Origin of the sequence: Bacillus sp. RC252 (assembly GCF_044909215.1) — a bacterium.
Classification (GTDB): domain Bacteria; phylum Bacillota; class Bacilli; order Bacillales; family Bacillaceae_G; genus Bacillus_A; species Bacillus_A mycoides.
On sequence record NZ_JBIYDV010000001.1, the window covers coordinates 444836 to 464983 of the forward strand.

Annotated in this window: 19 protein-coding genes; 5 read left to right on the forward strand and 14 right to left on the reverse strand. The window is 37.1% G+C overall.

Going from position 1 to position 20148, the window contains the following annotated elements:
• Positions 1 to 800 precede the first annotated feature (800 nt).
• Together argS and ABH960_RS02275 are read right to left on the reverse strand one after the other, a co-directional pair.
• A complete protein-coding gene (gene argS, locus ABH960_RS02270) occupies positions 801 to 2471 on the reverse strand; it encodes an arginine--tRNA ligase (RefSeq protein WP_404442402.1) in 1671 nt (556 codons plus the stop codon).
• Positions 2471 to 2908 (reverse strand): YwiB family protein, encoded by a 438-nt coding sequence (locus ABH960_RS02275; protein ID WP_404442404.1) that lies wholly within the window; start codon positions 2906 to 2908, stop codon positions 2471 to 2473. The genes argS and ABH960_RS02275 overlap by 1 nt, the downstream gene beginning before the upstream one ends.
• Positions 2909 to 3056: 148 nt before the next feature.
• Between ABH960_RS02275 and ABH960_RS02280 the strand changes: the two genes are divergently transcribed.
• Entirely contained in the window at positions 3057 to 4097 is a 1041-nt protein-coding gene (locus ABH960_RS02280) for a S66 family peptidase (RefSeq protein WP_404442407.1), read from the forward strand.
• A 25-nt stretch (positions 4098 to 4122) separates the two neighbouring features.
• On the opposite strand, the gene ABH960_RS02285 is transcribed toward ABH960_RS02280, so the two are convergent.
• Positions 4123 to 4485: a YxeA family protein gene (locus ABH960_RS02285; protein WP_002130097.1), complete on the reverse strand. Its 363-nt coding sequence runs from the start codon at positions 4483 to 4485 to the stop codon at positions 4123 to 4125.
• A gap of 230 nt (positions 4486 to 4715) precedes the next feature.
• Between ABH960_RS02285 and ABH960_RS02290 the strand changes: the two genes are divergently transcribed.
• On the forward strand, positions 4716 to 5753 hold the full coding sequence (locus ABH960_RS02290) for a PTS sugar transporter subunit IIC (RefSeq protein WP_404442410.1): 1038 nt from the start codon (positions 4716 to 4718) through the stop codon (positions 5751 to 5753).
• A 440-nt stretch (positions 5754 to 6193) separates the two neighbouring features.
• Here ABH960_RS02290 and speB read toward each other — a convergent pair whose 3' ends face one another.
• The 4 genes from speB to ABH960_RS02310 all read right to left on the reverse strand — a co-directional run bounded on the left by speB (position 6194) and on the right by ABH960_RS02310 (position 9877).
• On the reverse strand, positions 6194 to 7066 hold the full coding sequence (speB, locus tag ABH960_RS02295; RefSeq protein ID WP_404442413.1) for an agmatinase: 873 nt from the start codon (positions 7064 to 7066) through the stop codon (positions 6194 to 6196).
• 220 nt (positions 7067 to 7286) lie between these two features.
• Positions 7287 to 8114: a polyamine aminopropyltransferase gene (gene speE, locus ABH960_RS02300; protein ID WP_000424693.1), complete on the reverse strand. Its 828-nt coding sequence runs from the start codon at positions 8112 to 8114 to the stop codon at positions 7287 to 7289.
• A gap of 186 nt (positions 8115 to 8300) precedes the next feature.
• A complete protein-coding gene (locus ABH960_RS02305) occupies positions 8301 to 9464 on the reverse strand; it encodes an MFS transporter (protein ID WP_002089799.1) in 1164 nt (387 codons plus the stop codon).
• A 5-nt stretch (positions 9465 to 9469) separates the two neighbouring features.
• Positions 9470 to 9877: a MerR family transcriptional regulator gene (locus ABH960_RS02310; protein ID WP_002016353.1), complete on the reverse strand. Its 408-nt coding sequence runs from the start codon at positions 9875 to 9877 to the stop codon at positions 9470 to 9472.
• A gap of 152 nt (positions 9878 to 10029) precedes the next feature.
• Here ABH960_RS02310 and ABH960_RS02315 point away from each other — a divergent pair, with 152 nt between their 5' ends.
• Together ABH960_RS02315 and ABH960_RS02320 are read left to right on the forward strand one after the other, a co-directional pair.
• Complete coding sequence (locus ABH960_RS02315; RefSeq protein WP_219300794.1) at positions 10030 to 10755, forward strand: glycerophosphodiester phosphodiesterase; 726 nt, start codon at positions 10030 to 10032, stop codon at positions 10753 to 10755.
• A 103-nt stretch (positions 10756 to 10858) separates the two neighbouring features.
• Positions 10859 to 12910, forward strand: a complete 2052-nt coding sequence (locus ABH960_RS02320; RefSeq protein WP_404442418.1) for a transglycosylase domain-containing protein — start codon at positions 10859 to 10861, stop codon at positions 12908 to 12910.
• 32 nt (positions 12911 to 12942) lie between these two features.
• On the opposite strand, the gene ABH960_RS02325 is transcribed toward ABH960_RS02320, so the two are convergent.
• Positions 12943 to 13452 carry a YwhD family protein gene (locus ABH960_RS02325; protein WP_002016357.1) on the reverse strand — a complete coding sequence of 170 codons (510 nt, stop codon included), beginning with the start codon at positions 13450 to 13452 and terminating at the stop codon, positions 12943 to 12945.
• Positions 13453 to 13477: 25 nt separating this feature from the next.
• Positions 13478 to 14152, reverse strand: a complete 675-nt coding sequence (locus tag ABH960_RS02330) for a site-2 protease family protein (protein ID WP_002016358.1) — start codon at positions 14150 to 14152, stop codon at positions 13478 to 13480.
• Between the two features lie 112 nt (positions 14153 to 14264).
• On the opposite strand from ABH960_RS02330, the gene ABH960_RS02335 reads away from it, so the two are divergent.
• Positions 14265 to 14450: a 2-hydroxymuconate tautomerase gene (locus tag ABH960_RS02335; RefSeq protein ID WP_001147171.1), complete on the forward strand. Its 186-nt coding sequence runs from the start codon at positions 14265 to 14267 to the stop codon at positions 14448 to 14450.
• Positions 14451 to 14489: 39 nt separating this feature from the next.
• Here ABH960_RS02335 and ABH960_RS02340 read toward each other — a convergent pair whose 3' ends face one another.
• The 5 genes from ABH960_RS02340 to ABH960_RS02360 all read right to left on the reverse strand — a co-directional run bounded on the left by ABH960_RS02340 (position 14490) and on the right by ABH960_RS02360 (position 19977).
• Complete coding sequence (locus tag ABH960_RS02340) at positions 14490 to 15794, reverse strand: HD domain-containing protein (protein ID WP_002089804.1); 1305 nt, start codon at positions 15792 to 15794, stop codon at positions 14490 to 14492.
• A gap of 145 nt (positions 15795 to 15939) precedes the next feature.
• Entirely contained in the window at positions 15940 to 16878 is a 939-nt protein-coding gene (locus tag ABH960_RS02345; protein ID WP_113936167.1) for an ABC transporter substrate-binding protein, read from the reverse strand.
• A gap of 202 nt (positions 16879 to 17080) precedes the next feature.
• Positions 17081 to 17893 (reverse strand): ABC transporter ATP-binding protein, encoded by an 813-nt coding sequence (locus ABH960_RS02350; RefSeq protein WP_000212073.1) that lies wholly within the window; start codon positions 17891 to 17893, stop codon positions 17081 to 17083.
• A 15-nt stretch (positions 17894 to 17908) separates the two neighbouring features.
• Positions 17909 to 18925, reverse strand: a complete 1017-nt coding sequence (locus ABH960_RS02355) for a FecCD family ABC transporter permease (protein ID WP_404442426.1) — start codon at positions 18923 to 18925, stop codon at positions 17909 to 17911.
• A complete protein-coding gene (locus ABH960_RS02360) occupies positions 18922 to 19977 on the reverse strand; it encodes a FecCD family ABC transporter permease (protein WP_000388282.1) in 1056 nt (351 codons plus the stop codon). The genes ABH960_RS02355 and ABH960_RS02360 overlap by 4 nt, the downstream gene beginning before the upstream one ends.
• Between the last annotated feature and the right edge of the window lie 171 nt (positions 19978 to 20148).

Genomic DNA, 20148 nt, shown 5'->3' on the forward strand with positions numbered 1-20148 from the left:
GCAAGATGATAGTCATATTCTCCAAATTTGAATACAGTGGACCGAATTTGGGGGTAACTAAAAAAGAGTATGATTGTCAACTGATTTCATGTAAATCGTATAGAAATACGAAATTCAGCCTTTTCATTTTTGGAGTATATAAATGAGTGTCGAGAAAAAACACTTTGCCTAATGGGTTCCATGGCTATGTCGAAGAATTAAAATGAGCTTATATATGATGATAATATCAAAACCGAGAGATTTATATCCTTTCATTATTTTTTATCAAATCATGAAAACTTCAATTGTACTATATGTACTATTTTAAACATATCCCCCTAGTTTCTTGACTAAGCTGGAAGTTTTCAAGATTAATTACTAATTGGTTAGATGAATTGTTATTTTAGTATTTGGCATAGCTGTAACAATGTTTTTTACAACAATCACACCATTTCCTAGTAACATTCCACCAACTAATAATACATATATGGATTTTTGATAATTTTACCCCCAACAGTCTATTATTCTAGAATCGTTCCTAAAAATCAATAGTTAATTGGTATTTTACTATTTTCACTTCATCACCATAACATATATTTGTCACATGTATTTATATTAGAAAACTGAAATAAAAAAAAGAGACAGCTCTGCCATCTCTTTTTTATTTCAGTTTACCCTCATCAAGACGTACGTGAGGTTCTCCCCCATACGTCTTTTCGTTGATCTTCTTTCTTTGACTTCTGATCAGTCTATAGACTGATCAGAAGTTTATATATCAACTTGTATATCAATTCTAAACAAAAATAGACATCTTTTCTTTATTACATTTTTTCTGGTGCAGATACTCCTACGATTGCTAATGCATTTTGAAGTGTCGTGCGTACTGCTTTCATTAATTCGTAACGAGCTTTACTTAATTCTAAATTATCTTGGTTTAATACTTTTTCTGCATTGTAGAAGCTGTGTAATGCTGCTGCTAATTCAAATGCATAGCTTGTAATGCGGTGTGGCAGACGTTTTTGCGCTGCATCCGCAACTACAGCTGGGAATTCACCAAGTTTTTTCAGTAACTCTACTTCTTTCTCAGAAGTAACAAGTTTGTAATTTACGCCTCCACCTGTAGCTAATCCTAACTCTTCACCTTGACGAAGGATACTGCATACACGAGCATGTGCATATTGTGCATAGTATACTGGGTTTTCATTAGATTTTGATACAGCTAAGTCCATATCGAAGTCTAAATGAGAATCACCGCTACGCATTGCGAAGAAGTATCGCATTGCGTCCACGCCTACTTCTTCCATAAGCTCACGAAGTGTAACTGCTTTACCTGTACGCTTACTCATTTTCATTTTTTCACCATTTTGGTACAGTTGTACCATTTGGATGATTTCTACTTCAAGTGTTTCTTTATCGTAACCTAGTGCTTGAATAGCAGCTTTCATACGAGGAATGTAACCGTGGTGGTCAGCACCCCAAATGTTGATTAGCTTATCGAAACCACGCTCTAATTTATCACGGTGATAAGCGATATCTGGCGTTAAGTATGTGTAAGAACCGTCATTTTTAATTAATACACGGTTTTTGTCGTCACCGTAAGTCATTGAACGGAACCAAGTTGCTCCGCCTTCTTCAAAGATTTCGTCACGCTCTTTTAATACAGCAAGAGCCTGATCAATTTTTCCGTTTTTGTATAATGATGTTTCTGAGAACCACACATCGAAGTTAACACGGAAGCTTGCTAAATCTTTTTGAAGTTTTGCTAACTCATATTTTAAACCGTATGAACGATAGAATTCATAGCTTCCTTCTGCATCAGCTTTTGCATAACGATCGCCAAACTCTTCAGCTAAACGTTTACCGATTCCAATGATATCCGCACCATGGTAACCGTCTTCTGGCATTTCTTTCTCTAAACCTAAAGCTTGCATGTAACGAGCTTCAACAGAAAGAGCTAAGTTATGAATTTGGTTACCAGCATCATTAATGTAGTACTCACGAGATACATCATATCCTGCTTTTGCTAATACGTTACATAAAGTGTCACCTACTGCCGCACCACGTGCATGTCCTAAGTGAAGATCGCCTGTTGGATTCGCAGATACGAACTCAATTTGTACTTTTTCACCTTTACCAGTATTCGTTTCACCGTATGCTTCACCAGCGTTGACGATTGTTGGGATTAAGTCTGTTAAGTAGCTATTATCCATGTAGAAGTTAATGAAACCAGGACCAGCGATTTCAATTTTTTCAATAGAAGCTTTTGCTTTATCGAAGTTTGCAACTAATTCTTCTGCAATCATACGAGGTGCTTTTTTCGCAACGCGTGCAAGTTGCATTGCCATATTTGTAGAGAAGTCACCATTTGTTTTATCTTTTGGAGATTCTAATACAACGTTTGGAATTTGTTCTTCTGTCGCTAGTTCTGCCTTTAATACAGCAGCTTGAATTTCTTCTTTAATCAATCCTTTTACTTGTTCTAAAGAATTCATTATTTTGCCTCCTTCAAATTAAGTGTAATTGTATATCTGCCAGCTTCTTGTTCACTTAGAAGCAATGCGTACGTTAAGAAGAGTTGTCCTTTTTTCTTTTCATCCGACCATTTAAAAAAAACGTTATCAGTTTTCGTTTGCAATGCAAACGTACCAAGTTCACTCGTATACGTACCAGTTGTCCATTCACCTTTCACATGCGTCTGACGCATAGAAATAGCACCTGAACGCATAATGAGAACTTGTTCATCTTGAATTTTAATAATTGTTTTCACTTCGCCTTGTTCGTTCGGCTCTTGGAATGTTATATATGTACCTTGACCTTTTACATAGTATTGACCATTTGCTTCAAAAGCAACGGTTTCCTTCCTCGCCCCTTCACGGATTTCTGTTACGAAATGAACGTGTACCGGCAAGCCTGCAAGTTGTTTCTTCACGTCTTGCACACCCTTCAAATGTTATAGATATTAAATACTACTTATAATAAATCACTTTTCCTATCATATCAAAAAAAGACTCTGTCTGTCTGCTGAAAAATCAGGAAAACTCCTTTTCAAAAAATAATTCACCTTCACTTTATTTCATATGTTAAAATATTTTTTAAATCTAAATATTCTTTCATTTCAAGGGGTGAATTTGGTGCTACCAACAAAGTTAAAAAAAGGTGATGAAATAAGGGTTATTTCACCATCTTGTAGTTTAAGTATTGTCTCAAATGAAAACAGAGACCTTGCTATAAAAAGATTAACCGACATAGGCTTTCAAGTTACATTCTCAAAATATGCTGATGAGATAGATCGATTCGCTTCCTCTTCTATTTCTTCACGAGTTCAAGACCTCCACGAAGCATTTAGAGATCCTAATGTAAAAGCCATTTTGACGACACTTGGCGGATACAACTCTAATGGTTTATTGAAACATCTCGATTATGATTTAATTCGAGAAAATCCGAAAATTTTCTGCGGTTATTCTGATATTACCGCTTTAAGTAACGCGATTTATGCTAAAACAGGCTTAGTTACATATTCAGGTCCTCACTTCTCTTCATTTGGAATGGAGAAAGGGCTCAATTATACGACCGATTACTTTTTAAAGTGCTTAACTTCTCATGAACCTATTGAAATACTACCAGCTGAAACTTGGAGCGATGACTCTTGGTATATGGATCAAGAAAATCGAGAATTTATTACAAATGAAGGATATGTTTCAATTCAAGAAGGGGAAGCGATCGGAGATATTATTGGTGGCAATATGAGCACATTTAATTTACTGCAAGGTACACCATATATACCAAGCTTACAGGGCAAAATTTTATTTCTTGAAGAGGATAGTTTAACAGGAAAATCTACCCTAAAAACTTTTGATCGATATTTACATTCTCTTATGCAGCAAACTGATTTTGAGTACGTAAAAGGCATCGTTATAGGAAGAATGCAAAAAGGAGCAGAATGTACGATAGAAGACATTCAAGAAATGATTGCTTCAAAGCCTGAACTTGCACATATCCCTATTATTGCGAATGCCAGTTTCGGACATACAACTCCAATCTTTACTTTCCCAATTGGTGGAAGGGCAAAAATCATTTCTAATAAAGAAAGTTCAGCTATCACCATTTTAACTCACTAAAAAAGGAGCGAACGATTCGCTCCTTTTATGGCTTTTCTATTTTTTGCAACGCTTTTTGCGGGATTGATTCTTTCGAGATTTCAGCCCATCCTTTTCCCTGCATACCTTTTGCATAAATTTTTATAAAAGCACCCGTATGCAATTCACGGTTCACCATTCTTTTAATAACTTGTAGCTTTCCATCTTCTGTATACCCTTTAAATGTATACAAATATTCATCGTCTTTTTTTTCACTTTTATCTATAACAGCATAATAATCTTGTATTTCTTTATTTGAAAAGAAGTTGTCTACAAAAGCATGCACACCTTCTGTTTTCGTGTTTAAATAATATGCTGTTCCACCTAAAATAATGGCGAACACAGCTAAAACTTTAATTACCAATTTCATAAATGCGCCTCCTGTTTGCACTTCTTTCTCACTGTCTGTCTATACCTGTATTATACGAAAAAAGGCATACTATACTCTATCGAAATGCCTTACACTTTCCTTACATTATTGTAAGAGTTTTTCACCTTACAGCAATTTCCCAATAAAAATTTTTTCCGTTTAACAAACTTTTATATTATTATTGAATGATACAAATTTTTATTACAAAAATCAAAGGAGACAGTTTTCAAATGGCTATCTTGCAAGGTTTAGCACTATTACTTGTTGTACTTTCTCTATTTACACTTTTCAGTTACCGTGCGCCTTACGGAATGAAAGCAATGGGCGCTTTAGCTAATGCAGCAATCGCAAGTTTTCTTATTGAAGCATTTCACCGTTATATTGGTGGAGAAATGTTTCATAATGACTTTTTACAATCAGTAGGAGAAGCTTCTGGTAGTATGAGCGGTGTCGCAGCGGCAATTTTAGTCGCATTGGCAATCGGTGTCTCACCCGTATACGCTGTTTTAATCGGTATCGCTACTAGCGGATTCGGTATTTTACCAGGATTTTTCGCTGGATACGTTTGTGCTTTCGTCGTGAAATTTCTCGAAAAGAAATTACCAGCTGGTGTAGAATTTTTAGCAATCCTATGTATTGCCGCACCAATTTCACGTGGAATGGCCATGCTTATGGATCCACTCGTTAACGCAACACTCGGTAAAATCGGTTCTATGATTTCAGTTGCAACTACAGAAAGTCCTATCATTATGGGTATTATGCTTGGTGGATTAATAACAGTTATTTCTACATCTCCATTAAGTTCTATGGCACTAACTGCAATGCTTGGATTAACTGGTTTACCAATGGCAATTGGTAGTCTTGCCGTAGCAGCTTCTGCCCCAATGAACTTCATTTTCTTTAAACGACTAAAAATCTGTTCAAAGAAAGATACAATCGCCGTGGCAATCGAGCCGTTAACACAGGCCGATGTTGTCTCAGCAAATCCAATTCCTATCTATATGACAAACTTTGTTGGCGGTGCGCTTGCCGGTATTATTACGTCGCTATTCCAGCTCGTTAATAATGCACCAGGGACAGCATCACCAATTCCAGGACTTCTCGTACTGTTCGGATTTAATGATGTAATAAAAGTAACGATTGCTGCCGTATTATGTGGAATCGTTACCACTATTGTTGGATACGTCGGTTCCATTGTGTTCCGCAAATATCCAATCCGTTCTGCTGATGAAATTCGCGGAATTACTTCGGAAGAGAAGGTTGCGTAAAGAAAGGGAGCTATTCTCATCGTTTGAGAATAGCTCTTTTTTATGTCGCGTGACGGTAAGTGAAATTATATTGAACACAACTCCGCATATATCGATGTTTCGACAAAGGATATCGACTTAACTACTAAATAAGACAATAATAACCTACCTATTAATAAAAGAAGCCGGCTCAAAACACTTTTTGAGTCGGCTTCGCTTTTATTTTATCTAGCTACAGCGGCTAAAATGCTCCGTGGCTTCGCTTCTTCCTTCGAGGCAAAAAACGCCTCTACGTCTGAAGCTCCATCCCCCTCACATTCTGAGCGAGCCGCTTGCGCTTTTATTTTATCCAGCTACAGCAGCTAGAATCTCCGGCCATTTCACACTCTCGTTCGAAGCCAAAAGCGCTTCTCGGTCGAGCGTTCCAATGACCTGCGATTCTGAGCGAGCTGCCTCCGCTTTTACTTCACCCAGCCGAGCAGCATTTCCCGCACGAATTTGCTTGCTGCGATTGGTGTTTGATCACTATGATCGTAGACTGGAGCTACTTCTACTAAGTCTGCTCCGACTACTTTTATATTTGAATTTGCAATTGCTACGATGGACTCTAATAGTTCTTTAGATGTGATACCTCCAGCTTCTAATGTTCCTGTTCCAGGAGCGTGAGCTGGGTCTAATACGTCGATGTCAATTGTGACATAGACTGGGCGTCCTGCAAGTTTCGGTAATACTTCCTTTAACGGTTCTAATACGTCAAATTTATATAAATTCATACCTACTTCTTTTACCCATTCGAATTCTTCCTTCATTCCAGAACGAATACCGAAAGAATATACGTTTTCCGGACCAATTAAATCGCACACTTTACGAATTGGTGTAGAGTGGGATAAAGGCTCTCCCTCATATGACTCACGTAAGTCAGTATGAGCATCCATATGGATGATTGCTAAATCCGGATATTTTTTTGCCATTGCCTTAAAAATTGGCCAAGACACTAAGTGCTCTCCGCCGAGACCTAGTGGAAACTTACCGGCATCTAATAGTTTTGTTACATATTCTTCAATCATGTCTATGCTGCGCTGTGGATTCCCAAATGGTAATGGGATATCACCCGCATCAAAATATTTTACCTCTTCTAGTTCACGATCTAAATACGGACTATATTCTTCAAGACCGATTGATACTTCACGAATACGTGCAGGGCCAAAGCGAGATCCTGGACGGAAACTTACTGTCCAATCCATAGGCATCCCGTAAATAACTGCCTCTGACTCTTCAAAACTTGGATGACTTTTAATAAATACTTTACCTGAATAAGCTTCATCAAAACGCATATTCTTTTCCTCCTTATGTGGAACTTAAGGTATCCCAACCTTTCACTATTTCTCAAATTTGGAGCGCATTGCTCCTCTTTCTCGATTTACCGGGGTCTTCTTTTTTAACGATAAGAAGACTATTTTATATATAGGAGTGTAAGTAGCTAGCATGTTCAAGTCTTCTGGACAAACACCTTAAATGAACTACTTACACTTTATTTGTTCAAACTCGATTTTCTTACTTAATTAAATCGCCAACAAATTTCGGTAATGCGAATGCTGCATTGTGTAATTCTTTTGTGTAATATTTCGTTTCGATTTCATGGAAACGCTCTTCACTTACTTCTAATGGATCATGTTTTTTAGATCCGATTGTGAACGTCCAAAGTCCACTTGGATACGTCGGAATGTTTGCTGTGTATAGACGAGTAATTGGGAAAATCTCTTTTACGTCTTTAAACACAGTTGTAATTAGTTCTGGTGTAAACCAAGGGTTGTCCGTTTGGGCAACGAAAATACCATCTTCTTTTAACGCTTTTGAAATTCCAGCGTAGAAGCCTTTTGTAAATAAGTTTACTGCTGGACCTACTGGCTCAGTAGAATCTACCATAATTACGTCATATTCGTTTTCGCTTTCTGCGATGTGTAGGAAACCGTCTCCTACTTTTACTTCTACACGCTCATCATCTAATGCACCTGCAATTGATGGTAAGTACTGCTTAGAGTACTCAATTACTTTTCCATCGATTTCAACAAGAGTTGCTTTCTTCACGCTTGGGTGTTTTAACACTTCACGAATAACACCACCATCGCCACCACCAACAACTAATACGTTCTCAGGGTTTGGATGTGTAAATAAAGGTACGTGCGCTACCATTTCATGATAAACGAACTCGTCCTTTTCTGTCGTCATAACCATGCCGTCTAAAATAAGCATGTTTCCGAACTCTTCCGTTTCAACCATATCAAGCTTTTGAAATTCTGTTTGCTCCGTATGTAATGTGCGGTTAATACGCGCCGTAATTCCAAAATGCTTTGTTTGTTTTTCAGTGAACCATAGTTCCATCGTACAATCACGCCTTTCGCTGCAAATTTATAATGGGGACATCATTAATGTCCCCTACCAAAAATAAAACAAAACATCCAAAAAGTATAGTTAAAAGTAAAAAAATACCGAAAATATATTTTAGTCAGAGGGTTCTAACATATATGTAAAAAGGGTTTGCTCTGTAATAGGAAAGAAAACCCTTTCTTAAGAAAGGGCTTCTGTCTCTATTTCTACCGGTTTACGAATCGGAATTAAGATCATTACGCAACCAACTAACACAACAATTCCACCGACTAAAAACGGACTTTGTGGTGAAACTGTATGACCGATGACTCCTGATAAAATTGGAGCAATCGCGCCCCCTAACCAACGAACGAAGTTATAAACACCTGATGTAACAGATCTTTCATAAGGTGAAATATCCATTACATAACTTGTAAATAACGCGTTATTTAAGCCTGATGCTAATCCTGATAGAACGATTAATACGATTTGTAACCACATAATTTTAACGAAGAATAGTGCAATTAAGAAAATCGCAAATACGAGTAAACTACCTTTTAACAATGTTTTCGGTTCATATTTACCTTCTAGCTTATGCGCTAAAATTGCTGATCCGTAAGCTAATGCTAATCCCCATCCGCAAAATACAAATCCTAATTGAATAGCAGATAAATGCATAATAAGTGGTGAATATGCTAACACGACGAAAAATCCGTAGTAATATAACATCCCGGAAATGGCACCTTGCATAAACGGTTTATACTTCACCAGGTTAAGTAATTCACCTACGCCTGCTGCTTTACGCTTCACTTTTCGCTCCGGTTCTTTTACAAAAAAGAAAACTAAAATAAATGCTAAAGAAATTAAAATACTCGTCGCAAAAAATGGGTAACGCCAAGAATGTCCACCTAATATACCACCTAACAATGGGCCACCTGCCATCCCTAAACCGATAGCTGCTTCATATAATCCTACTGCTTCATGAACTTCTTTACTTAATGCAATTAATAATGTCATCGCCGTTGCGAAGAACATCGCATTTCCTAATCCCCACCCCGCGCGGAAAAGAGATAATTGAGCAATCGTTTGCGATATACCACATATAAATGCAAATACAGTTACAATCGCAAGACCGATTGTCATCATTCGTTTATCACCAAATCTTGATGCAAATATTCCAGCTGGTAACATCATAATTGCCATCGTTAAAATATAAGCTGTAAATAACATCTCGACTTGCCAATGCGAAGCACCAATTTGTTCAGCAATACTTGGTAAAATTGGGTCGACTACTCCTATACCTGAAAAGGCAAGGAAGGTAGCCACCACTGTAATCAATCTCCCTAATTTTTGTTTGCTCTCCATTTTGATTACTCTCCTTTTGTATTCTCTAAAAATGTAACTGCACGGCTTAAACTATCCTCTAGCTCTGCCTTAACACGCTGCATTTGCTCCATTTTTTCGTCTAACGTTTGCACTTGTTTTTCAAGCATCTCTTTAATTTCTTGAATCACTTCACGGTCACGCGGATTCTCACTATTTCTTCTTTGTTCCATTCTTTCTTTTAACGATAAGAAATGTTGCATTTCTTGAAGCGTAATTCCTAGTACTTCTTTCGCTTCCACAATCCTTTTAATTCTCGCAATGTCCTCGTCTGTATACAGGCGAATGTTCCCCTCACTTCGTTCTGGGGGATGAATTAAACCAATTTCCTCATAATAACGAAGTGTACGCTTTGTTAAACCAACTTGCTTTGTTACTTCATCGATTTTATACATGTTTATTCCTCCCTTCACTTGATTGTTACATTTTACGTTAACGTTAACTTTTATGCAACTGTTAGACTTTTGTAAATGTTTGTCCTATTCAATTGTATTTTTTCCAAGGCAGTTTCATAATGAAGAAAAAGAGATGATAAGGAGATTTTCACATGAATAAACCACTTATTTTCGCTCACCGCGGGGTAAAAGGGACACATCCAGAGAATACGATGATTGCCTTTCAAGAAGCCGAACGCATTGGTGCTCATGGAATTGAACTTGATGTCCATTTATCAAAAGATGGTGAACTTGTCGTAATTCACGACGAAACCGTCGATCGTACAACAAATGGCATAGGACTTGTTTCTGAAAAAACTGTAGAGGAATTACAAGCTTTAGATGCTGGTAGCCATAAAGATCCTTCTTTCCATGAGGCGAAAATCCCAACATTACGAGAAGTATTTATTTGGCTCTCTACAACAAATTTACAACTTAACATTGAATTAAAAACAGATGTTCTTCATTATCCAAATATTGAAGAAAAAGTTGTTGCTCTTGTTCGTGAATATCATCTATCCAATCAAATTGCATTTTCATCATTTAACCACGATTCCGTTTCATTATTAGCAGAAATTGCTCCAGAAATTCCAAGAGCGATTTTGTACGATACACCACTTGCAGATCCTATTGCTGAAGCAAAAAGGCGCGAGGCGACTGGATTACATCCAAACTTTCAATTATTAACGAAAGAGTTTGTCCAATTAGCACAGGGGCAAGGATACGTTTTTCGTCCTTACACCATTAATGAATATAAAGATTTACAAACTATGATTGACTATGGTGTAGATGTCATCATTACCGATTGGCCAGCACGTGCCTTTGAGCTCCTTTCTTAATTGAAGGGGCTTTTTTGTTTTCAAAATTTCATTGTTTAAAATAAACGAAAACCCTCAATACTAATACAATAATGCTTGTATTAGTATTGAGGGGCTGAAAAAGATGGATCAAACTATGAATCCAAAACTTAAAAAATATAAACGTCTTTTCTTCACCGTAATGTTTTCTTGTGTTCTTTTTTTCGTTTTTTCCTTTTTTATTATCATTATAGCTGCAAAAATTATGGGGCCTCCCCCTGTTGCAGTGCCGCAAACGAGTGTCTTTTACGCTAATGATGACACTGTTATAGGACAAAGTAACGAAACACAAAAGCGCTATAATGTATCTCTTGATGAAATTTCTCCTTATGTAAAAGAGGCAACACTATCTATTGAAGATCAACGATTCTACAAACATCATGGATTTGATATAAAGCGCATTGTTGGTGCCATTGTTGCCGATTTAAAAGCAATGGCAAAAGTACAAGGTGCTAGTACTATTACACAACAGTATGCTCGTAACCTATACTTAGATCATGATAAAACGTGGAAGCGTAAACTATTAGAGGCAATGTATACCGTTCGCCTTGAAGTGAACTATAATAAAAATCATATTTTAGAAGGATATTTAAATACAATTTATTACGGGCATGGTGCTTACGGAATCGAAGCTGCTTCTCGCTTGTATTTCGATAAAACTGCAAAAGAATTAACATTAGCAGAAGCTAGTATGCTCGCAGGCATTCCGAAAGGACCTAGCTTCTACTCTCCCTTTTTAAAAGAAAAGCGTGCTAAAGGGCGTCAATCTCTCATACTAGATGAAATGGTAGAACAAGGTTATATTACAAAACAGCAAGCTACCTCAGCAAAAAAGGAAACACTTACTTTCGCCTCATTAGATACGAAAAAAGTGGCAGAGGTCGCGCCTTATTTCCAAGATGCTGTACAAGCTTCTCTTCTTCGTGATATCGGATTAGATGAGCAAGCCTTACAGCGAGGTGGCTTACGTATTTATACAACGCTAGACCCTAAATTACAATCTGTAGCAGAGCAAGCTGTAAAAAATCATATACCTGAAACAACAAACATCCAAACTGCCCTCGTCTCTATGAATCCAAAAACGGGTGAAGTGGCTGCCCTTGTTGGTGGAACTGATTATAATACGAGTCAATTTAACAGAGCTACACAAGCCGCTCGTCAGCCCGGCTCTACATTTAAGCCATTCCTATATTACGCAGCCTTAGAACGAGGATTCACCCCTGCTACGCGCTTAAAAAGCGAATATACTGTATTCACTTTAGGTGACGGTGTTTCCAAATATAAACCGAAAAATTATAAAAACTATTATGCAGACGACTTTGTGACAATGGCACAAGCACTCGCTGTTTCTGATAACGTATATGCTGTGAAGACAAATCTATTTTTAGGCGAGGACATTCTTACAAAAACAGCGAAGCAATTCGGTATTACTAGCGCATTAAAAGATGTTCCGTCTCTTGCTCTCGGCACATCTCCTGTAAAACCAATTGAAATGGTCAATGCTTATAGCATGTTTGCAAACGGCGGGAAAGAAGTAAAACCAATCTTTATAAGGCGCATCGTTGATCACGAAGGAAATATGCTATACGACGCTCATTTAGAAAGTAAACAAGTTCTAGATAAAAGCAAAGCCTTTGTGATGGAAGAAATGATGGCAGGTATGTTTAATAAAAAACTAAGCAGTTATGCCGCTGTGACCGGTCAATCGATGTTATCAAAACTATCAAGAACATATGCTGGAAAGTCTGGTTCTACAGAAACTGATAGTTGGATGATTGGATTTACCCCACAACTTGTAACAGGGGTTTGGATTGGATACGATCAACCTAAATCCATTTCAAACGTAGCAGAACAAGGATACGCAAAAAAAATATGGACCGATACAATGGAAAAAGGATTAGATGGACAGCCTAAACAAGAATTCAAACAACCAGCAGATGTTGTTGCAGTCGATGTTAATCCTGAAAACGGTAAGATTGCTACAAAAAACTGTCCCATTTCTGTGAAAATGTATTTCGCAAAAGGTACAGAGCCAACAGAGTATTGTATGGATCACGTTGATGATAAGGAAGAGTTCGAAAAGGTTAGTGAAGAGAAGAAAAAGGCGGGTTGGTGGAAAAAATATCTCCCGTGGTAAAAAAATAGCTGACGGAAATCCGTCAGCTATTTTTATTCGCCTAATAATGCGTGGCGCAATTCTTCACTAGATTCGTTCCAAATTGCTTCATTATGCTCTTTTAAGAATGTACCAAGCACTTTTTTAGATGATTCATCCATATGATCAATCATGATGTGACGCTTTAGTGATTTATCCATTTTATTTACATGCTCTGGAAGTGATTTATATCCGCGGCGAATTTCACGATCAACTGTCATTTCACAGGCTGTTGCACCTGCGTAATAAGCACCGTTTGGTGTTCTTTCAATTGTTACCCAAACGAGCCAAAACGGTTTTCCGTTTGGAACTTCATCTTTATTTGTTAAAAACTTAATTCCTTTTTCTACTGTACTACGCGCATGCATCGCACCGATATCAACGAACGCAGTTTTCTCTAATACATCAACAAATACAGGAGAAATATTTTCTAAACTTAATGCCCCAACGCCAAAACCACCATGTCCATCTGTTGAATCATTTTTCACGATATTAAAACCGATTTTTTTCTTTTTCTCTGTCATATGTAAACTCCTCCTCACTTAATGATTAAAAAAGCCTGAAAATAGGCGCAATGATATTTTGTAAAAATACTAATACATATGGAATAACAACATTGAAAATAGGTTGAATTGTGTAATTGCTAAGCGGTGTAATAACAAGAATTAATAACGCAATTGATCCATACTTTTCATACTGTGTCATTTTCGCACGAATATTTGCTGGTGCTAAATCTTCCACAACGCGATACCCATCAAGTGGCGGGATTGGTAATAAGTTAAATACAAGTAAAACAATATTAAGCATAATAAAAATTTGGAAAAATTGATCCAGCGTATCTGCTACTGCAAGTGGCATCGCATCTAACACACCAAATGTTATTAAGCTATACCAAATAATTAAACCAATTGCACTTAAAATAAGATTACTTATCGGTCCCGCAATAGAAACTAATATTCCTGCAAGACGCGGTCTTTTAAAGTTATATGGGTTAACAGGCACGGGTCTTGCCCAACCGAATCCAAGAATTAATACAGCAATCATCCCGATAGGATCTAAATGAGCCATCGGTGATAACGTTAACCGTCCTTGTTTTTTCGCTGTATCGTCTCCAAATTTATATGCAACATACGCATGTGCAAATTCATGCACAGATAGCGCAATAATAATCGCCATTGCTACCAATGGAATTTGTTGCAACGGGTATCTAAATAACTGATCCATAACTCATCTCCTCTTCAATATGTCAAAAAAAGAAATTATTTGTTTTTCCGATTGTTCTTCTTCATAATCCGCTATAATAAGAGTGTAACTTACATAAAAGGAGCGATTGTACATGCCATACGTAACAGTGAAAATGCTAGAAGGACGCACAGAAGAACAAAAGAAAGCTCTTGCTGAGAAAGTAACCGCAGCAGTAAGCGAAACAACTGGTGCTCCTGAAGAAAACATCGTTGTTTTCATCGAAGAAATGTCTAAAAACCATTATGCAGTTGGCGGAAAACGCTTAAGCGACAAATAATTTCAAGTTTTTTCATAAGAAGCAGCTCTTAGCTGCTTCTTATTTCTTTCCTTCTAACAACTCGATAATTCTCTCTTTATATTTTCCTTTTCTTCCATCTTCATAGATTAAATCATGCGGATAGAATAACTTTTGATCCGTTCTCTTCTTACCCGTAATCGCCTCAACAATATCCGATTCACGCGAAAGCTCTCTAAGTTCCCCATTCGGCATAAGGAGTAAGATTGGCAGACGCTCTTCTTCTTCTCCTGCACGGTAAAAGTCATACGGTAAGTCTGATGTTGAATCAACAACTAAATAATACTCTGGATCTAGTCCAATCTTCTTAAATAAGCTACTTAATTCCATCCAATTATCTAAACCGTGCTTATCTGTAAACTCTACATATTTAAATAGATTTCGATTCATAAAACGACGGCATAAGTCACTTAAAATTGGATCTTCTTCCTCTTGCCATACTTGGAAGTAATAATACATTACGTTCTCGTCTAATTTTAAATAATCCTCTACTGTCACTTCTTCTTCAAATAAAGAATAGAAATGAACAGGATGATATTTAAACGCATAATACTTCTCATGCAACGATTTAGCTCGGTGTAAAATCTTCGTTAAAATAACTTCTGCACTACGTGTTACCGGATGAAAATATACTTGCCAATACATTTGATAACGGCTCATAATATAATGCTCTACAGCATGCATACCACTATTTTTAATGACAACTTGATTACCGTACGGGCGCATGACACGCAGTATACGTTCCATATCAAAATTCCCATACTTTACGCCAGTAAAATATGCATCTCTTAATAAATAATCCATACGATCAGCATCAATTTGGCTTGAAATCATACTAATCGCTAATTTATTAGTAGATGTTTTCGCAATTACATCTGCTACCTTTTGCGGAAACTCCTTATCAACACGGCTTAACACATCGTTAATTTCCGTATTGCCAACGATAATCTTTTGCGTAAATTTCTCATGATCTAACGAAAATACTTTTTCAAACGAGTGAGAAAACGGGCCGTGACCGACATCATGAAGTAATGCCGCACATAAACATAATAATCTATCTTCAGCATTCCAATTTGGTCTGCCATCAAACACATCATCAATCATACGACGAATAATTTCATATACACCTAACGAATGAGTAAAGCGACTATGCTCTGCACCGTGAAATGTAAAAAATGTCGTTCCAAGCTGCTTAATACGGCGCAAGCGTTGAAATTCTTTCGTTCCGATTAAATCCCAAATAACACGATCACGCACGTGCACATATTTATGTACTGGGTCTTTAAACACTTTTGTTTCGCTGAGTTTGTCGTTTAAATATACCACCTTCCGACATCCCCCTTTCTTTACTGCATTCTTACTATATATTATAAACGATATAGGAAACAGAAAGAAATGAAAGACTGTATTAATTCCTTGTATATAAAGAAAAATCACTTTTACCGAAGTAAAAGTGATTTTTCTTTATATATTATTTTCCTAAAACAAACTCAGCAACTTCGTCTAAGATCATTTCTTTACCTAGTGGGAAGTATCCTTTATTTAGGTCTTCATTGCTAATTGTAAATACGTGGTTGTTTTTAACAGCGTTCATGTTTTTCCAAATTGATTCTTCTTGGAATTCTTTTAAGCGCTGAGAACCATCACCCGTTGTAAATACGAATAAGTAATCTGGGTTGTAATCAATTAAAGCTTCTTTTTGTACTTGTACTAGCGGTTTATCAGTTGGTGTACCTTTAACTGCTGGTAATTTTAAGTCATTAAAGATTACGCTACCGTAACCGTAGTCACCGTATACGCGGAATGCGTTTGGATATGCAGCCATTTTCATGAATGTTGCATCACCAGTTTTAGCGATGATTTTGTCATGTAATTTGCTTGCTTTTTCATCATACTGTTTGAACCATTCTTTTGTTTCTTTCTCTTTACCTAAGATTTGACCTACTTCTTCGAATTTTGGACGCCATTGGTCTAATGGAGTTTTTAACATAACTGTTGGTGCAATTTTAGATAATTGATCATAAATTTTTTCTTGACGATTGTTTACAATAATTAAGTCTGGTTTTGCAGCAGCCACTGCTTCGATGTTAATTTTATCGCCCCAAGCAGAACCAACTGGTTTAACGTCTTTTAATTTATTTGCAATATGTGCATCAATTTTTTCTTGAGATGTATTAGCAGTAATAATTGGTTTCATACCAAAGATTAATAATTCTTCTGTTGAACCACTAAGGTCAGCAATTTTCTTTGGATTTGCAGGAATTTTAATTTCCCCTTTTGCGTGTTGTACAGTGCGCTCTTCAGTCTTCGCATCTGCTTTCTTTTCTTCTTCTTTGTTAGAACAAGCTGCAAATAGTACAGAAGTAACAACTAGTACCATTGCTAATAGTGCCATTTTAAAATTCTTCATATTCCGACTCCTTCTAGCTGTATTTCTCTTATAATTTGCATGTAACTATAAGAAACGAAAACAACATTTAATTAATATATTTTTATTAATTGTTGTTTATAACCCGTTCTAACGGGCGTTCAACTTCCCATCCGTGGGTAAGAAGCTCAACGTCCATTAGAACTCCCCCTCTCACCTCTTTAAGAGGGGGAAATTCTATTAATTATGCTTTTTTACGCAATTGATTATTAATCATCGCTAAATCGTATGTTAAACAAATTGGTTTACAGTTTACTGGACATGGAACGATTTGAGCTTCGATTTCAAATACGTTACGAAGCGTTTCACTTGTCATAACTTCATCTGGCGTTCCTTGTTTCATTAACTTCCCAGCTTTTAATGCAATCATATGATCAGAGAAACGAGAAGCATGATTTAAATCGTGAATAACCATAACAATCGTTCTGCCTTCTTCTTTGTTTAACTTCTTCAGTAAGTTTAATACCTCAAGTTGATGAGCCATATCTAAGTATGTTGTTGGTTCATCTAACACGAGTAAATCTGTTCCTTGTGCAAGAGCCATCGCAATCCATACACGCTGACGCTGACCACCTGATAAAGCTTCTGCTGGGCGATTTGCAAATTCTGTCATCCCCGTCACTTCAAGTGCCCAATGAATGTAGCGATAATCCTCTTCTTTCAATGTTCCAAATCCTTTTTGATGAGGAAAACGTCCATATGAAACAAGTTCAAACACAGTAAGGCCTGTTGGCACTTCTGCAGTTTGTGGTAAAATCGCCATTTTCTTTGCGATTTCTTTCGTTGGCTGTTTCTCAATTGCTTTTCCATCAAGATAAACAGTACCTCGTTTTGCTTTCAAAATACGAGAAGCCGTTTTTAATAATGTGGATTTCCCACAACCATTTGGTCCAATAATCGTTGTAATTTGTCCTTCCGGAATTTCAACCGTTAATCCATCTATAATTAACCCTTCATTATACCCAACAGATACCGCATCAACTGCTAAAGTTGCCATACAAAAAGCCTCCCTTTATTTTGTCCTCATAAGTAAATATATGAAATATGGTGCGCCAATTACAGAAATAACAAGACCGACCGGTATTTCTGAAGTTGGTAACACACTTCTTGAAATTACATCTGCAAATAAAAGTAAAAACGTTCCTATTAATGCAGCCGTTGGTAACATAATTTGATGTTTACCACCAACGAGGCTTCTCGCTAAATGCGGAGCCATTAAACCGATAAAACCAATACCGCCCGCAACAGCGACAGATGCACCAGCTAAACAAACTGCAATAAATAATAATTTACGTCTTTCCTTTTCTACGTTTACACCAAGACCAACTGCTGTAGAGTCGCCTAAATTCATTACATTTAATATGTGCGCTTTACTAATGGCCAGTGGTAAGAAAATAACCATCCATGGGAGTACACTTAGTACGAACTTCCAATCTGTTCCCCATAAACTTCCTGCCAACCAAATCGTTGCAAAACGGAAGTCGTTCGATGTCATCTTCATAGAAAAAATTAAACTAACAGCACCAAATCCGGCTGCAACAGCGATACCAACAAGAATTAATCGAGTGGATGAAACACCGTCTTTCCATGCTAGTAAATAAATAATAACCGCTGCTAATATCGCACCAACTAGCGCGAAGAATGGAAGGATAAATACAGATAAAAATGTACCAGTTCCAACTTTTCCAAAGAAAAAGTAGACGAATACTACAACTGTTAATCCCGCTCCGGCGTTAATACCGATAATACCTGGATCAGCAAGTGGATTTCGTGACAGCCCTTGCAAAATTGCACCTGACATAGCTAATGCAGAACCGACTAATATAGCAATAACCATACGTGGCATACGAAATTCAAATAAAATAACAGATTGATCTTCTGCACCTAATCCAACCAATGACTTTAATACATCCATTGGAGGTATTTTAAATGTTCCTGTATTTAAGCTTACTAAAAATACAGCAACGATTAATCCTACTAAAATTGTTAAAATAGAAATGTTCTTTTTTGTTAAGACGCTCGTCCTCACATTTTTCCTCTCCCTTCATTACGTGCTAAGTAGAGGAAGAATGGAACTCCAATTAGCGCTGTAATTGCTCCAATTGGCGTTTCAAATGGTGGATTAATAACGCGAGATAACATATCTGCACATTCAATTAACAATCCACCTAAGACTGCAGAACATGGAATAACCCATCTATAGTCTGAGCCTACAAGGAAACGAGTCATATGCGGAATTACAAGTCCAACGAATCCAACCGATCCTGCCATAGAAACCGCAGAACCTGTTAATACAAGAACAAGTACTGTTCCGATAAATTTAATTAATGTCGTATTTTGACCAAGTCCAATCGCAATTTCTTCACCAAAGCTTAAAATGGTAATATACCTCGACATCATAATTGCTATAATGAGACAAACAAGACCAATCGGTACTAACATATTAATACTTTGCCATTTCACTCCAGCAACACCGCCTGCATTCCACATACTTACCTCTTGGGCAAGGTTGAAATACAATGCAATTCCAGATGAAATTGCCCCTAATAAAGCACTAATTGCCGCACCAGCTAAAGCTAATTTCACAGGCGTTAATCCACCTGGTGAAGAAGACCCAATACCATATACAATGCTCGCTCCAAACGCAGCTCCAATAAAAGATGCAATAACAAACATTAAATAAGGTGAATTAGGGAAAAATGCATACATAATTGCAATCCCGAATACAGCACCATCTGTAATCCCCATTAACGATGGGGATGCAAGTGGATTTCGTGTCATACCTTGCATAATTGCTCCTGATACCGCTAAAAAGGCACCTGCAACTACGCCCCCTATTGCTCTAGGCATGCGAAGTTCTTGAATTACGTTATGATGCGTTATAGACCCATCAAACTGAAATACAGCTTGCCAAACGGTCTTTAAACTAATATCTGCTGCACCAAACGAAATAGAAACTGCCATGCTTAAAGCTAACAAAATTGTACCTGCTATTAAAATAATAGAAGCAACGAGCGGTCTGCTCTTAATCTCTTTAACATTCACATCTTGCTGTTCTATACTCCTTGCGCTCGCTTCCATCCCTCAACCATCCTAACCAACAACATATATTTAATAAAATGAAATTTATTCTCAAATAATAATAAAAAAATTAGGTGAATTGACCTTTTTCCTGATAATGATTCTCAGAATCAGACACTTTCTATTCTACCTACCACGTCAAAAGACTGTCAACCATTATTTTGAAATACG